Source organism: Pedosphaera parvula Ellin514 (assembly GCF_000172555.1).
GTDB lineage: Bacteria > Verrucomicrobiota > Verrucomicrobiia > Limisphaerales > Pedosphaeraceae > Pedosphaera.
Window position 1 is genome coordinate 108,204 of the sequence record NZ_ABOX02000010.1, and the last position, 13,052, is coordinate 121,255.

Sequence of the window (13,052 nt, forward strand, 5' to 3'; positions counted from 1 at the left end):
CAACTTCCTCCCTCTTCGCCTCGTGAATAAAGCAAAAAGCCCGCTCTTGCGAGCGGGCTTTTGCTTGCTGCTAAGTTATTGAACTAAGCCTTGGCTTCAGCGGCTTTTGTTTCCGCTTCAGGCTTGGCCTCAGGTGCTGCTGCACCACCGGCTGGCACGTCGACCCATTCAAGAATCGCGAGCTGGGCGGCATCGCCCTGGCGTTGGTTCAGCTTCACAATGCGGGTATACCCGCCACGGCGGTCTTTTTGGCTCGGGGCGATCTCGTTAAAAAGAATCTTAACGGCATCTTCCTGATGCAAACGGGAAGCGGCGAGGCGGCGATCATGGATTGTTCCGCTCTTGCCCAATGTGACCATTTTCTCGGCCACGGAACGTGCGGCTTTGGCCTTCGCCAAAGTGGTGGTCACACGTTTGTGCTTGATCAGACTGCAAACCATATTGTTCAGCATCGCATTCCGGTGTGTACCAGTGCGGCCCAATTTGGCGGTTCTCTTAAGGTGACGCATAAACTCTTATTCCACGGTTGTGGTCACGCTGGTAGTCTCCTCTTTCGGAGTATCCAACGCTTCCGGGTCGAAACTCATACCCAGGGACAATCCAAGGGCTGTGAGCTTCTCTTTTATTTCGTTGAGAGACTTCTTGCCAAAGTTACGATACTTGAGCATCTCGGCCTCGGTCTTCATCGCCAGCTGACCTACAGTGGTGATGTTGGCATTATTCAAGCAGTTTGCTGCACGAACACTGAGCTCAATTTCATTCACGCTCATGCCCAACAGCTTCTTCAGCTTGGTCTTTTCTTCGTCCTGCTTGTCAACCACCTCTTCAAACTCGACAGCATTCTTGTCGTAACCGACGAAAACGTCGAGATGATGTTGAAGAATCGCAGAGGCCTGGGTCAAAGCGTCGTCAGGAGAAATGCGGCCATCAGTCCACACTTCGAGGATCAAACGATCATAATCTGTGCGCTGACCGACACGGGCGCTTTCAACAGCGTAACGAACTCGTGTCACAGGTGAAAACAGCGAATCAATGGCAATGACACCAATGGCCTGATTAGGCTTTTTGTTTTCATCACCAGGGCAAAATCCACGTCCGACCTTCACTTCGAGCTCGATCTCAAACTTCTTCTTTTTGTCGAGCGTGCAGATGTGCTGCTTTGGATTTACCAACTCAATATTTTGATTGACTTGAATGTCCGCGGCAGTCACTTCGCCATCCTTGTTGGCAGAAAGCAAGAGCGTCTGGGGTTCACGATTGTGAGCCTTGAACAACACCTTTTTCAAATTTAAAACAATGTCGGTGACATCTTCCACGACACCGTCAACCGTGGTGAATTCGTGCATCGCACCATCGATCTTGATTGAGCTGATTGCAGCCCCTTCCAGGGAGGACAAAAGAACTCGGCGCAACGAATTGCCAATCGTGTGACCGTAACCAGTTTCAAATGGTTCCGCCACGAATTTGGCATAGGTTTCGGTTGAGGTTGTCTCATCTTTCGTCAACCGCTTCGGCATTTCAAAACGTCCTAAACGTACTGGCATACTATTTTTCCTTTTGGCAAATTTAATCTGACCAACCCGGGTGTTATTCCCGCCCCGGGATGGTCCGTGTATTTGCCATTTGTGCTCTCGACTGAGAGCGGGTTTAATTAGCGGGAATAAAATTCAACCACGGCCTGTTCGTTGGCGATCGGCTGGATTTCATCGCGTGATGGAATCCGCATGACCACACCCTTTAGCGCTTCCTTGTTCAAGGAAAGCCAATCAGGAACCGAACGGTTGGTGGAAGTCTCCAAATTCTTGGTGGCGAGCTGACGTGAAACATTCGAATCTTTTGCTTCGATAACATCATTCACCTTTAAGGCGAACGAGGGAATGTTCACTTTGCGGCCATTGACCCGGACGTGACCGTGGCTTACCAATTGACGGGCAGCAGCGCGCGTATTCGCGAAGCCAAGGTGGAACACCACATTGTCCAGGCGGGTTTCGAGAATCTGCAGCATCTGTTCACCGGTAACACCACGACGCTTCAAGGCGCGTTCGTAGACACCACGAAACTGACGTTCCATGAGCCCGTAGTAATAACGAAGCTTCTGCTTCTCGATCAAACCAAGACCGTAATCGGTATGTTTGCGGCGGGACTTGGGACCGTGCACGCCCGGACCGTAATTGCGGCGTTCGAGGTATTTTGTTGGACCAAAAATGGGTATGCCGAAACGACGGCTGATGCGAACGCGGGGACCTGTATAACGAGCCATATCTTAAAATTAGTTGAGAGTTTCTGTTAGACGCGGCGTTTTTTACGAGGACGGCATCCGTTATGAGGAACCGGGGTCACGTCTTTGATTACGCTGACTTCCAAACCGATTGCTTGCAGCGCGCGAATGGCCGATTCACGACCGGATCCAGGACCCTTTACACGCACTTCAACTTCACGCATGCCGTGGGCCATAGCCTGACGGGCAGCGTCTTGAGCGACCTGCTGAGCGGCGTAAGCCGTGCTCTTGCGGGAGCCTTTGAATCCAACACGACCAGCGCTGGACCAACCAAGGATGTTACCTTGCATGTCGGTAATGCATACCTGGGTGTTGTTAAATGTCGCCAGAATGTTCGCAATACCGTTCGAAATGTTCTTGGCACCTTTGGCTTTGATGATCTTCTTGCCGCTTAGATCGTCAGCCAGCAGTTCCGCAGCGGTTGGGGCGGCAGCAGCCACAGGACCTTCCGGAGCGGCACCAGCCTTGGGAGCTTCAGCAGCACCTTCGGCAGCAGGAGCAGCCTTCTTCGCAGGCTTCGCAGCACCGGCCTCACCTGCCGGCTTTGCTGCATCGGCAGCGGCTTCTGGTTTTGCTTCCTTCTTGGGAGCCGTCTTTTTCTTTGTCTCTTCAGCCATAAAAATAAATTAGTGAATACCAGTCTTGGCGTTCGGATTCCGTTGCACACCGACCGTCTTGCGTGGACCTTTACGCGTACGGGCGTTGGTTTGAGTGCGCTGCCCACGCACAGGCAGGCTACGCAGGTGGCGAACGCCACGGTAGCATTTAATGCCCTGCAAACGCTTCAGATTCATGCCCAATTCCCGGCGTAGGTCACCTTCAATGACATACTTGCCTTCTTGAATTGCGTGAACAATTTGTGACATTTGCTGTTCACTCAGGTCTTTGGCTCGGATGCTCGGATCAATCTTGGCATTCTCCAAGATCTCTTTCGCATTCACCGGCCCAATGCCGTAAATATATCGAAGCGAAATATCAATCCGCTTCTCACCCGGAATTTCTACACCAATGATACGTGCCATATTAGATCCTAACCTTGCCGCTGTTTATGACGTTGATTCGTGCAAATAACACGGATCACGCCTTTGCGCTTGATGACCTTGCAATTTTCGCAAAGCTTTTTTACTGATGCGCGAACTTTCATACTTTTTCTTGATTCCAAATAATGCAACCCGTCGATAAATCGAAAGGCGTCATTTCCAATATTACTTTGTCTCCAGGCACCAGGCGAATTTCCCTCGCCATTGCCCGACGTTTAAAATGCGCCATGACCTGATGTCCGTTGGCTAACTCCACGCGGTACACCGTGTTCGGAAGCGCTTCCACTACTGAACCTTCTGCTTTGATGGCGTCTTCTCGGGCCATGTCAAAATCTCCGGCTCACCCTCGGTGATGAGCACCGTATGCTCAAAATGGGCGGACAGTGAACCATCTTGCGTCACCACTGTCCAGCCATCATTCAAAATTTTTACGCCCGGCAATCCAGCGTTCACCATGGGCTCAATTGCCAGCGTCATTCCCGGCCGCAGTTTCGGGGACGACTTTCCATCCACGAAATTCGGAACCTGCGGCTCCTCATGCATTGAACGCCCTACACCATGCCCCACAAACTCACGCACAATGCTGAATCCATTACCTTCCGCGTAGTTCTGAATGGCCCGGCTTATATCAATCACCCGGTTGCCCGCTATCGCTTGAGCAATACCCTCATGCAGCGACTTTTCAGTCACGTCCATAAGCTTTTGCGCGACAACACTACAGCCACCCACCGCAATCGTCCGGGCCGTGTCACCAATAAACCCGTTATAGACTACGCCAACATCCAGGCTCACGATATCGCCAAATTGTACCTGCCGATTACTCGCCAAGCCGTGAACAACCTGATCATTCACCGAAATACAAATCTGGCAGGGATATTTGCGATATCCAAGGAAGGCACTCTTCCCGCCATAATGCTTAATACGGGTAGCTGCATAAGCATCAATCTCTTTCGTCGTCATCCCGGGCTTGATCCAGGCAGCTACATCATTCAAAACCGAACCGGCTACGGCACATGCGGGCCGCATAGCTTCCAAATCCCGGTCGTTTTTCAAAATGATCATGTTTAGCCAGCTCGAGCTTGAAAAAGTAGCATAAAACTCAATTCTCGCTACCTCTTCTTTACATCAAAACCTGCCTCGGAGCCTTGGCCCACCACCGCGACCACCCCTGCCACCTTTAAGGAAACCATCGTAATTGCGCATGACAAGGTGTGATTCCATCTGGCGCATGGTGTCCAAAAGAACACCCACCAGAATAAGCATGCTGGTCCCCCCGAAGAAGGTTGCCACTTGAAATGGAATATTCATTTGCCTGGACAAAATGATTGGGATTACAGCGATGACTGTCAGGAACACGGCTCCCGCGAGCGTGATACGACTCATCGCATTGTGCAGAAAGTTCGTAGTAGCCTGGCCAGGGCGAACACCGGGTATGTAGCCACCGTTCTTCTTCAAATCATCCGCAATCTGAAGTTCGTTGAATTGCGTCGCGGTCCAAAAATAAGAGAAAAACAAAATCATCAAGGTATAAAGAAACAAATACCAAAATGCCCCTTCATTTAAGGCAATGGAAATCTTTTTGAGAAAGCCCAGCGTAGGATAGCTTCCACCTAGAAATTGAAATGCCTTTTGGGGCACCATCAAAATGGCCTGGGCGAAGATAATCGGCATGACACCAGCAAAATTCAGGCGCAACGGAAGGAATGAAGTGCCGCCAGAATAAACCTTGCGGCCAACAGCACGCTGGGCGTATTGCACTGGTATTTTACGTTGAGCTTGGGTGACTGCTATAACCCCAGCCACCACAGCCACGAGAAGAACTACAAGGATCGTGCCGGTTCCCAATAGATGATATTTGGCTTCTACGCCACCCGATGGCCAAAACATATCTATCAGAGCACGTCCCGCTGATGGTAAACGAGCCATGATACCAATGGTGATGATAAGGGAAATACCATTTCCAATGCCGCGCTCCGTAATCTGTTCACCCAACCACATAAGCAACATCGTGCCAGTGGTCAGAATCAAAACCGTCTGAATACGATACCACCAAATGTTCTCGCTCAGAATGAGACTGCCTTTGAAGCCAGGAAAAATGCTCTGAGGATTTTCCCAGCCGATGGCCATGAACAACCCTTGCCCAACGCAAAGCAAGACGGTCAAATACCGTCCATACTTTATGATTTGTGTACGGCCATTCTCTTCACGAGCCAGCTTGCTCAGGGAGGGAACGACAGCAGTCAATAACTGAAGCACGATCGTAGCGCTGATGTAAGGCATGATTCCAAGTGCACCCACGGCGCAGTTTTCAAGTGCACCGCCAGTGAACAAGCTATACATGCCTAGCATGGACGACCCACTTTGAGGCAAACTCTGGAAGTAGGCCGATAATGCTGCTCCATCCAAGCCAGGAATGCGGATAAACGCAGCCAGGCGACAGATCGCGAGCACTAACATCGTGAACAAAATCCGTGACTTCAGTTCCGGAATTTTGAAGCAATTGCTAAAGGTATTGACTATGGAAGCAAACATGGATCAGTAATTAAATATCCTAGGCTTTTGCGGGCGTGGCGGACTTATTACCGACGACTTCGCATTTCCCGCCTTTGGCCTCGATCTTAGTGCGAGCAGAGGCGCTGAAAGCGTGAGCTGTGACCGTAAGTCTTTTGGTGATTTCACCTGAGCCAAGGATTTTGATTCGGCGCAACCGGCCATTTGCCAGGCCAACAGTCCGCAACGCAACTTCATCAACACGAGCGCCGTCTTCAAATTGGTTCAAAGACTCCAAGTTGACGGGAATGAACTCGATGGTGTGCTGAGCATTGTTGAAACCGCGCTTCGGAATACGGCGAATCAAGGGCATCTGACCACCTTCAAAGCCGATACGGATCGAGCTACCAGAGCGGGCAGATTGACCTTTTCCGCCTCGTCCGCTCGTCTTGCCATGGCCGCTGCTTTCACCTTGGCCGATACGCTTGCGGCGATGCTTCGCTCCAGGACGGGGTTTAAGATCGTGTAAACGCATATTCTAAAATTAAGCTGTAGTTACTACTGTTTCTGTGGGCTGAGCTGTCGGAGCTTCAGGCTTCTTCACCGCCAAACCGCGGCTACGATAAATATCTTCGCGCAAGCGAAGCTGTTGCAATGCACGCAATGTCGCCTTGACAACGTTTGCCGGATTCTTGGACCCGAGCGATTTGCTCAGAATATCCTTAACACCGGCAGACTCCAACACGGCACGGACTGTTTTGCCGGCGATGATGCCAGTTCCAGGTGATGCGGGACGAAGGAGAATCTTGGCGCCATCATAGTGCGAAAAGATTTCGTGTGGAATGGTGGCATCTTTCAATGATACGCCAACCATGTGCTGGCGGGCCAGTTCCCCACCCTTGCGAATGGCGTCTGCCACTTCGCCAGCCTTGCCCAAACCAATGCCGACACGTCCACGCTTGTCGCCAACGACAACAAGGGCGCTAAAATTAAAACGCCGGCCACCTTTCACCACCTTGGCGGAGCGATTGATAAACACTACCTTCTCGACGAGTTCCTGCGAATCGCCTCCGCCGCTAGCATCACCACCTTCACCAGGACCACGATGGCGGCGTGAACGGCCCGCGCCGCGTCCACCGCGATTATCACCTACATCAGATTTCGTTATTTCAGCCACAATATTCTCTTGGTTAAATTAAAATTGCAGACCTGCTTCACGCGCCGCATCCGCAAGGGCTTTCACCTTACCATGATAACGCTTGCTGCCACGATCAAAAACTACGGATTTAATGCCCTTCCCTTGGGCTGCCTGAGCCGCCAGCGTCCCGATTGACTTTGCGGAATCAACATTCGCGGCCAACTTCTCACGATTAGGAGTCGCTTTGCTCATAGTCGATGCAGCCGCAACCGTAACACCAGCGCTGTCATCAATAAACTGAACGTAAATGTTTTGGTTGCTGAAGCACACGCTCATCCGGGGGCGATCTTTGGTGCCAACAACTTTTTTGCGAATGCGCCAACGCCGTAACTGCTCGAGTCTTTGTTTCTTTTCAGTTCTCATTGTTTTAGGGTCACGGATTTGCCGTAACCATTCTTTTAATTATTGTACAGTCTTACCTTCCTTACGAACCACGTGTTCATCAGCGTAGCGGACACCTTTGCCTTTATAAGGCTCAGGAGGATAAAAGCTCCGGATTTCGGAGGCTACCTTCCCAACCAGCTGTTTATCAGGACCTTCAATCGTTAACTTAGTATTCTCCTCCACCGTAACCTTGACCTGGTCAGGGATAGGATAAAGGACAGGATGAGAATAACCAAGGCTCAGGTTCACAACTTTGCCTTGTACGGCAGCTTTAAAGCCAACGCCTTGGATTATGAGGCGCTTCACGAAACCTTCGCTCGCACCTTTTACCATGTTGTTTACCAAGGCCCGGCTCAGACCGTGCATGGCCTTCGCTTCGGCGTCATCGCCATCGCGGCTGACGACAACCTTGTCACCTTCAACTTTTAAGCTCGTGCGGCGGTTGAGTTCCAAATCTAATTTACCCTTCGGCCCTTCGACCGAAACTTTGCGGCCATTCACATTCACCTTAACTTTGGCGGGAATGGCGATCGGTTGTTTTCCAATGCGTGACATAGCTTTGCCTTAAAATTACCAAATATAACAAATTAATTCGCCGCCCAGATTGCTCTTGCGGGCCTGATTTCCGGTCATCACTCCCTGGGAAGTGGAAACAACCGAGATGCCCAATCCTCCGCGAACGCGAGGAATTTCCGTGGAGCCCACATAACGGCGCAGACCAGGAGTGCTTACCCGGCGCAAACCCTCGATCACACTCCGCTTGCCCTCATACTTCAAGGTCAATTTGATCTTTTTGGGTGCTGCCGTCTCCACCACTACTTCGCCCACATAACCCTCTTTCTTAAGGATATGAGCAATGCTTTCCTTCATCTTGGAATGAGGAACTTCAACGACCGGCAATTGCACACGGCTAGCGTTGCGGATGCGAGTCAACATGTCAGAAATCGTGTCAGTCATACTATTACCAGCTGGCTTTCGTCATTCCCGGGATCAATCCATTGAGAGCAGCTTCCCTGAAAGTTAAACGGGAGCAGCTAAATTTGCGCATGTAACCGTGGCGGCGTCCGCTCATCGCGCAACGATTTACCACTCGTGTTGGGCTCGCATTGCGCGGCAACTTTGACAGTGCTGCATAATCACCCTTGGCTTTCAATTCCGCGCGCAAAGCGGCATACTTCTTGACCGTGTCGGCCTTTTTCTTGTTGCGCTCCAACCATGATGTTTTAGCCATAAATCTATTTTCCTTCGGCGAACGGCATCCCCATCATTTTCAAGAGGTCCATCGCTTCGCCATCTGTAGGTGCGCTGGTGACAATCGTAATGTCCATGCCTTGTTGTCTCTTAATTTTCTCAAGCTCAATTTCCGGAAAGATCGTCTGATCGGAAACGCCCAGAGAGTAATTTCCGCGGCCATCGAATGACCGGGGCGAAATGCCGCGGAAATCGCGAATGCGAGGAAGCGCAGCGGCCACCAGGCGGTCGAAAAACTCATACATCGCTTCGCGACGAAGTGTCACGCGGCAGCCAATTGGCTGATTTTCGCGAAGTTTAAAATTAGCGATGCTCTTCCGCGAACGGCTGATGACTGGCTTGCGACCAGTGATCATTGCCATGTCCTTGGCGGCATCTTCAACTGCGCCCTTTTCCAGGGAGGCGCTAACACCCATGTTCACCACAATCTTCTCCATCCGGGGCACTTGATGAACGTTCTTGTACTTCCGCTTTTCCGTCAGAGCGGGGCGTACTTCGTTAATGTATTTTTCGTAGAGTCTTGGTTTCATTTTTCGCTTTTTTCCGGGTTTTGCCGGAGCGTCCGTTTGTTAATAGATACTGTTTAAATTACTTAAGCCTTGGCCGTTGCCGTTCCACGTTTGGTGGAACGAGCGTCGAATTGGTCCGCCAACATCACGTTGGAAACATGCACTGTTCCTTCACGCTCGATGATTGCGCCCTGAGGATTGTTTTGGTTCTTACGCATGTGTTTCTTGATCATGCGCACACCTTCAACCACCACTCGCTCTTTCTTTGTCTCGACTGAAAGGATCTTGCCGCGCTTGCCCTTTTCAGAGCCGGCAATAACTACCACTTCGTCGCCCTTTTTAACATGAAATTTTGTCATATCTTCAAATCACTTCTGGGGCCAGGGATACAATCTTCATGAACTTCTTGTCTCGCAGTTCACGAGCCACGGGTCCGAAAATACGGGTACCACGAGGATTGTGTTCCTTATCAATGATCACGATGGCGTTGCTGTCAAAACGCAGATAGGAACCATCATTACGACGGATGGCCTGTTTGGTCCGAACCACCACAGCATCCACGACATCACCCTTTTTCACAGTGCCATCTGGGGACGCTTCCTTGATATGCGCCTTGATGACATCGCCAATGATGGCATAACGCTTGTTGCGCCCAATAACACCAATCGCCGCCGCCCGCTTGGCACCGCTATTGTCGGCTACATCTAAAATGGAACGTATCTGTAACATAATTCTCTAATGATTAGGCGGCCACCGGAGCAGCGTCCGTATTGCGTTCAACTACCTCAACCAGGCGCCAGCTCTTCGTCTTCGAAAGCGGTCGGGTTTCTTCAATGCGCACGAGATCGCCAACCTTGGCTTCACTCTTCTCATCGTGGGCATAAAACTTCTTATAGCCGGTGACGACCTTCTTGAAGCGCGGATGTGGGAATCGACGCTCCACTCGCACGATAATGGTCTTCGCCATCTTGTTCGAGATCACTTCACCTACGCGCTCTTTGCGCTGGCTACGTTCTTTAATTTCCGTATTCGTTGTATCAGCCATACAAATTCAGTTATGACGCTTTCTTGCGTAATTGCGAAATCCGGGTTTCGACACGGGCGATGTCTTTCCGTAAGGTGCGCAAACGAGCCGGCTTTTCTAACTGACTGCTGGCTTGTTGCAAGCGCAAATTGAACATCTCCTGCCGCAAATCACGGCCAAGGGCCGTCAATTCAACCAGGGTTCCATCTTTAATTTTGGGATCCGACATTTTCATAAACTCTCAATCAGCTGATCTTGTGACGGGAGATAAACTTCGTCTTAATCGGCAGCTTAGTGGCAGCCAGACGCATCGACTCACGCGCGACAGCCTCGGTTACACCGTCAACCTCAATCAGCACATTGGCTGGACGGATAACAGCAACCCAGGATTCCAGTGGTCCCTTGCCCTTACCCATTCGGGTTTCCAAGGGCTTTTTGGTGAAGGACTTGTCGGGGAACACCCGAATCCAAACCTTACCACGGCGCTTCATAAAGCGCGTCACGGCGACACGAGCAGCTTCAATTTGCTTGGTGTCAAGCCAGCAACGTTCAAGGGACTGCAATCCATACTCGCCAAATGCAACGGTTTGTCCACGCGTGGCCATCCCCGTGCGGCTTCCGCGGTGCATCTTGCGGTACTTCACTCTTGCAGGCATCATTGGCATATCAAAATCCTTCTTCTGTTAAATTAAGCAGCAGCGGGGGCAGCAACAGCTGCCATGGCCGGAGCCTGCGCTTGAGCCCGATCGCTCTTGGTTTCACCCTTACAAATCCAGCACTTCACTCCCAATTTGCCGTACATCGTCTTGGCCTCGGCAAAACCGTAATCAATATCCGCACGCAAAGTATGCAAGGGTACGCGCCCCCAATGATATTGTTCCACGCGTGCAAGTTCAGCACCGCCCAAACGTCCAGCACAGCGAAGCTTGATGCCTTCAGCACCAAAGTCCTTGGTGGTCTGGAGAGCTTTCTTCATCGCACGACGGAAGGATACGCGGCGTTCCAACTGCAGAGCAATATTCTCAGCAACCAATTGCGCGTCCAACTCTGGAGTCTTGATCTCCATGATGTCCACATAAATCTCCTTGCCGGTCATCTTGCTCAACTCTTCCTTAAGCTTGTCGATTTCGGCGCCCTTGCGACCGATCACGACACCAGGACGTGCAGTCAAGATGGTGATCCGGCAGCGGGTGGCAGCGCGTTCGATCAAAATACGGGGGACGGAAGCAGACTCGAGCTTCTTCTTCAGAAGGTCGCGAATTTGTCGGTCCTCGGTAAGTAGCTTGCCAAATTCCTTTTTGCCAGCATACCACTTGGACCGCCATTCTCTATTGACCGCTATGCGCAGTCCGATTGGATTAGACTTTTGACCCATAACAATTACTCGTCTGACAAAACAATTTTAATGTGGCAACTGCGCTTCAAGATAGGTCCGGCAGAACCGCGAGCCTTCGGAACGAAGCGCTTGAGTGTGGTGGCTGTTCCAGCTACAGCTTCAAGAACACGGAGGTTTTCCGGATTCAGATTGATATTTTTGTGGCGCGCCTGATCTTCGGCGTTCGCAATGGCAGACTTTAAAGTCTTGGCTACGAAACGAGCTGATTTGCGAGGGACCACAGCCAGCACAGCTTGAGCTTGGATCGCGGGCAAACCTTGAATCTGGCGAACAACTTCCCGCATCTTCTGCGCGGACATACGAACGTTTTTGGTAATGGCCTGTACTTCCATACTATTTCGCCTCCGCTTTTGCTGTGTGGGCACCGTGTTTCCTAAATGTGCGAGTCAATGAAAACTCACCCAAACGATGGCCAACCATGTTTTCCGTCACAAACACCGGGTTAAAAACCTTGCCATTGTGGACGTTAAACGTCAGACCCACAAAATCAGGAGTAATCATTGAGCGACGTGACCAAGTCTTGATCGGCGTCTTTGTCTTGGCCTCTTTGGCCTTGACGATTTTATCCATCAAATGGCCGTCAATGAACGGGCCTTTTTTAATCGAGCGTCCCATATGCTATTTGTTCTTCATTGGCCTGCCATCACGGCGAACCAAAATAAATCTGTTGGAAAGTTTACGCTTATTGCGAGTCCTCTTACCCTTCGCAGCCACACCCCAAGGGGAAACAAGCTGCTGCCAGCCGCCACCACCCTTTGATTTGCCTTGACCACCACCATTCGGATGGTCAACAGGATTACGGGAAACACCACGGTTGATTGGACGAATCCCACGATGGCGGGAACGACCGGCTTTTCCCAAAATTACGTTTTCGTGCTCGATGTTGCCGACCTGACCAATGGTTGCCAGGCAGTTCACATTGATACGGCGGATTTCCCCGGAAGGAAGGCGCACTTGCGCGTATTCTTCATCACGAGACATCAGCGTTGCCGAACCACCAGCAGTGCGGACCATTTGGCCGCCTTTGCCTGGAATGATTTCCAGATTATGGATGGCCAAGCCGACAGGAACAGACTTCAAGGGAATACAATTACCAAGGTCTGGAGCAGCTCCTGGCCCACTCATTACTTTGGCACCAACTTCCAAGCCAACGGGAGCAATGATGTAACGTTTTTCGCCATCCTTGTATTGCAGGAGAGCGAGACGCGCTGTTCGCATTGGATCATATTCGATGGCAGCCACCGATGCTTCGATCCCGTGCTTATTCCGTTTGAAATCGACAGTACGAACTTTTTGCTTATTGCCGCGGCCAATGCCGCGCGCAGTAACACGCCCGTAGCAATTACGCCCACCCGTCTTTTTCCGGGTATAAATCAAGCTCTTCTCAGGCTTGGTCTTGGTAATCTCATCATACGATGCGATCGTGATATATCGCGTCGAGGGAGTTAATGGTCTAAAAACTTTTACTGGCATAACGTCAAA

At 51.0% G+C, this 13,052-nt stretch carries 25 protein-coding genes; all 25 read right to left on the reverse strand.

Annotated features, from left to right (window positions below):
- Window positions 1-83: 83 nt before the first annotated feature.
- The 25 genes from rplQ to rplB all read right to left on the reverse strand — a co-directional run bounded on the left by rplQ (window position 84) and on the right by rplB (window position 13,043).
- Window positions 84-509, reverse strand: a complete 426-nt coding sequence (gene rplQ / locus CFLAV_RS10070) for a 50S ribosomal protein L17 (RefSeq protein ID WP_007414601.1) — start codon at window positions 507-509, stop codon at window positions 84-86.
- Window positions 510-515: 6 nt separating this feature from the next.
- On the reverse strand, window positions 516-1,544 hold the full coding sequence (locus CFLAV_RS10075) for a DNA-directed RNA polymerase subunit alpha (protein ID WP_040547853.1): 1,029 nt from the start codon (window positions 1,542-1,544) through the stop codon (window positions 516-518).
- Window positions 1,545-1,651: 107 nt separating this feature from the next.
- Window positions 1,652-2,260 (reverse strand): 30S ribosomal protein S4, encoded by a 609-nt coding sequence (gene rpsD, locus CFLAV_RS10080; RefSeq protein ID WP_007414603.1) that lies wholly within the window; start codon window positions 2,258-2,260, stop codon window positions 1,652-1,654.
- Window positions 2,261-2,286: 26 nt separating this feature from the next.
- Window positions 2,287-2,895 carry a 30S ribosomal protein S11 gene (gene rpsK / locus CFLAV_RS37580; protein WP_007414604.1) on the reverse strand — a complete coding sequence of 203 codons (609 nt, stop codon included), beginning with the start codon at window positions 2,893-2,895 and terminating at the stop codon, window positions 2,287-2,289.
- Window positions 2,896-2,904: 9 nt separating this feature from the next.
- Window positions 2,905-3,300, reverse strand: coding sequence for a 30S ribosomal protein S13 (rpsM, locus tag CFLAV_RS10090; protein WP_007414605.1), 396 nt, complete (start codon window positions 3,298-3,300; stop codon window positions 2,905-2,907).
- Window positions 3,301-3,308: 8 nt separating this feature from the next.
- Complete coding sequence (gene rpmJ, locus CFLAV_RS10095) at window positions 3,309-3,422, reverse strand: 50S ribosomal protein L36 (RefSeq protein WP_040547855.1); 114 nt, start codon at window positions 3,420-3,422, stop codon at window positions 3,309-3,311.
- Window positions 3,419-3,643, reverse strand: a complete 225-nt coding sequence (gene infA, locus CFLAV_RS10100) for a translation initiation factor IF-1 (RefSeq protein ID WP_007414606.1) — start codon at window positions 3,641-3,643, stop codon at window positions 3,419-3,421. Before infA ends, rpmJ begins: the two co-directional genes overlap by 4 nt.
- Window positions 3,604-4,380 (reverse strand): type I methionyl aminopeptidase, encoded by a 777-nt coding sequence (map, locus tag CFLAV_RS10105; RefSeq protein WP_007414607.1) that lies wholly within the window; start codon window positions 4,378-4,380, stop codon window positions 3,604-3,606. The genes infA and map overlap by 40 nt, the downstream gene beginning before the upstream one ends.
- 63 nt (window positions 4,381-4,443) lie before the next feature.
- On the reverse strand, window positions 4,444-5,850 hold the full coding sequence (gene secY / locus CFLAV_RS10110; protein WP_007414608.1) for a preprotein translocase subunit SecY: 1,407 nt from the start codon (window positions 5,848-5,850) through the stop codon (window positions 4,444-4,446).
- Between the two features lie 19 nt (window positions 5,851-5,869).
- Window positions 5,870-6,343 (reverse strand): 50S ribosomal protein L15, encoded by a 474-nt coding sequence (gene rplO, locus CFLAV_RS10115; protein WP_007414609.1) that lies wholly within the window; start codon window positions 6,341-6,343, stop codon window positions 5,870-5,872.
- Between the two features lie 9 nt (window positions 6,344-6,352).
- On the reverse strand, window positions 6,353-6,985 hold the full coding sequence (gene rpsE / locus CFLAV_RS10120; RefSeq protein WP_007414610.1) for a 30S ribosomal protein S5: 633 nt from the start codon (window positions 6,983-6,985) through the stop codon (window positions 6,353-6,355).
- An 18-nt stretch (window positions 6,986-7,003) separates the two neighbouring features.
- Window positions 7,004-7,369 carry a 50S ribosomal protein L18 gene (gene rplR, locus CFLAV_RS10125; RefSeq protein WP_007414611.1) on the reverse strand — a complete coding sequence of 122 codons (366 nt, stop codon included), beginning with the start codon at window positions 7,367-7,369 and terminating at the stop codon, window positions 7,004-7,006.
- Between the two features lie 39 nt (window positions 7,370-7,408).
- Window positions 7,409-7,945 carry a 50S ribosomal protein L6 gene (gene rplF, locus CFLAV_RS10130; RefSeq protein ID WP_007414612.1) on the reverse strand — a complete coding sequence of 179 codons (537 nt, stop codon included), beginning with the start codon at window positions 7,943-7,945 and terminating at the stop codon, window positions 7,409-7,411.
- Between the two features lie 15 nt (window positions 7,946-7,960).
- Window positions 7,961-8,347 (reverse strand): 30S ribosomal protein S8, encoded by a 387-nt coding sequence (gene rpsH, locus CFLAV_RS10135; RefSeq protein ID WP_007414613.1) that lies wholly within the window; start codon window positions 8,345-8,347, stop codon window positions 7,961-7,963.
- Between the two features lie 4 nt (window positions 8,348-8,351).
- Window positions 8,352-8,621, reverse strand: a complete 270-nt coding sequence (gene rpsN, locus CFLAV_RS10140; RefSeq protein ID WP_007414614.1) for a 30S ribosomal protein S14 — start codon at window positions 8,619-8,621, stop codon at window positions 8,352-8,354.
- A gap of 4 nt (window positions 8,622-8,625) precedes the next feature.
- A complete protein-coding gene (gene rplE / locus CFLAV_RS10145; protein WP_007414615.1) occupies window positions 8,626-9,171 on the reverse strand; it encodes a 50S ribosomal protein L5 in 546 nt (181 codons plus the stop codon).
- A 62-nt stretch (window positions 9,172-9,233) separates the two neighbouring features.
- Window positions 9,234-9,509, reverse strand: coding sequence for a 50S ribosomal protein L24 (rplX, locus tag CFLAV_RS10150; protein ID WP_007414616.1), 276 nt, complete (start codon window positions 9,507-9,509; stop codon window positions 9,234-9,236).
- Between the two features lie 4 nt (window positions 9,510-9,513).
- Entirely contained in the window at window positions 9,514-9,879 is a 366-nt protein-coding gene (gene rplN / locus CFLAV_RS10155) for a 50S ribosomal protein L14 (protein WP_007414617.1), read from the reverse strand.
- 13 nt (window positions 9,880-9,892) lie between these two features.
- Window positions 9,893-10,195: a 30S ribosomal protein S17 gene (gene rpsQ, locus CFLAV_RS10160; RefSeq protein WP_007414618.1), complete on the reverse strand. Its 303-nt coding sequence runs from the start codon at window positions 10,193-10,195 to the stop codon at window positions 9,893-9,895.
- A 10-nt stretch (window positions 10,196-10,205) separates the two neighbouring features.
- Complete coding sequence (gene rpmC, locus CFLAV_RS10165; RefSeq protein ID WP_007414619.1) at window positions 10,206-10,409, reverse strand: 50S ribosomal protein L29; 204 nt, start codon at window positions 10,407-10,409, stop codon at window positions 10,206-10,208.
- A gap of 10 nt (window positions 10,410-10,419) precedes the next feature.
- Window positions 10,420-10,839, reverse strand: coding sequence for a 50S ribosomal protein L16 (gene rplP / locus CFLAV_RS10170; protein WP_007414620.1), 420 nt, complete (start codon window positions 10,837-10,839; stop codon window positions 10,420-10,422).
- Between the two features lie 23 nt (window positions 10,840-10,862).
- Window positions 10,863-11,549: a 30S ribosomal protein S3 gene (gene rpsC / locus CFLAV_RS10175; protein ID WP_007414621.1), complete on the reverse strand. Its 687-nt coding sequence runs from the start codon at window positions 11,547-11,549 to the stop codon at window positions 10,863-10,865.
- 5 nt (window positions 11,550-11,554) lie between these two features.
- The gene (gene rplV / locus CFLAV_RS10180; protein WP_007414622.1) at window positions 11,555-11,902 is read right to left on the reverse strand and encodes a 50S ribosomal protein L22; all 348 of its coding nucleotides are present in this window, start codon (window positions 11,900-11,902) and stop codon (window positions 11,555-11,557) included.
- A gap of 1 nt (window position 11,903) precedes the next feature.
- Window positions 11,904-12,185 carry a 30S ribosomal protein S19 gene (gene rpsS / locus CFLAV_RS10185; protein ID WP_007414623.1) on the reverse strand — a complete coding sequence of 94 codons (282 nt, stop codon included), beginning with the start codon at window positions 12,183-12,185 and terminating at the stop codon, window positions 11,904-11,906.
- 3 nt (window positions 12,186-12,188) lie between these two features.
- Window positions 12,189-13,043, reverse strand: coding sequence for a 50S ribosomal protein L2 (rplB, locus tag CFLAV_RS10190; RefSeq protein ID WP_007414624.1), 855 nt, complete (start codon window positions 13,041-13,043; stop codon window positions 12,189-12,191).
- Window positions 13,044-13,052: the final 9 nt, after the last annotated feature.